This window comes from Intestinimonas sp. HCP28S3_D6 (assembly GCF_052065695.1).
Classification (GTDB): Bacteria; Bacillota; Clostridia; order Oscillospirales; family Oscillospiraceae; genus Intestinimonas.
In genome coordinates this window covers 1-1028 of sequence record NZ_JBQHTM010000136.1, presented here as the reverse complement: position 1 = coordinate 1028, position 1028 = coordinate 1, and the positions used below count along the sequence as shown (strand labels likewise).

1 protein-coding gene is annotated in these 1028 nt (G+C 49.0%); it reads right to left on the bottom strand.

Going from position 1 to position 1028, the window contains the following annotated elements; all coding sequences use genetic code 11:
- Positions 1-58 precede the first annotated feature (58 nt).
- Positions 59-907: a helix-turn-helix domain-containing protein gene (locus ACTNBK_RS17085; protein ID WP_441147888.1), complete on the bottom strand. Its 849-nt coding sequence runs from the start codon at positions 905-907 to the stop codon at positions 59-61.
- Positions 908-1028: the final 121 nt, after the last annotated feature.

The following is a 1028-nucleotide window of genomic DNA, read 5'->3' as shown; positions in this document are numbered from 1 at the left end:
CAAGAAAATTTCCATTTAATCAAAAGGAAGCGCTCATTTTATTTTGAGCGCTTCCTTTTTACTTGCGCTTTTTCTTCTTTGTCCCATGGTAAGGTTGTGTCCGAGCCTTACCTCTCATATTGTTGGGATTCTTCAGTAGCTTGGACAAACTCAGTATCCGCATAAACGCTGAGAAATCCTCGGATGCAATCTTGTCAAAGGGAATCTGCATCTGGTCACAGAACTCATGAATCACCCGTTCCTCGTTACTGCCCAGCTGCATGGCACGGTCAAATTTTTCCTTGACCTCTGTGAAGGTCGGCTGTGGATCGGCGGTGGTGCGGTCGGTGACATGGGCCTGACGAATATCCTGAACGATACTGTCCAGATCGTCGTGGATTGTGTGGCTAAAAAAGTCACTTTCCTGTACCTGTCCCAGCTCCAGCGTGCGGACATAAAGGTCGTTCTCCCCCGGCGCATGGCTGCGGATCACTTCCTGCCGGGTGGCCTCCAGCACCAGATTCATCTGGGCGATTCGCATATCAGCGATCCGGTCAACGAAAATCTCAATATCCGTCATCAGCCGCTGGAAGTTCTCGTGGGTGGCAATCTCACACAGCAGCCGGTTGTTGATTTTTCCGCTGCTCAATAATGTAACCATATCATCACTCAAATGCAGGGCCTGAAGCTCTGTGTTTGGGTGATTTTTATTTTCCGACAACCCCATCAGGTAATCGGTGGACACCCCGTAAAATTCCGCCAGCGTAGCGATGGCAAAGGGGCTGATATCCTTATAATCGTCGCTCTCATATTTGCTGAGAGCAGATTTGGAAAGCCCGGTTTGCTCGGCCAGCTGTTCCAGGGTCAAGTGCTTATCCACCACCCGCAAGTCTTTTAATCGTTCCGGGATAGACAGTTTTGTGTGCATCTAAACTCCCCCTCTCATCAGGAAAATCCTGCCGTTTATGACCATTATACCATGATTCCATAAGCGTGGAAATATGCTGCTTTCAAGCCATTTTCCATCGTTTTGGACATACGGGAGGGGG

Coding starts and splice junctions, on each gene's coding strand:
- ACTNBK_RS17085 (WP_441147888.1), bottom strand. CDS start 907: ATGCACACAAAACTGTCTATCCCGGAACGATTAAAAGACTTGCGGGTG.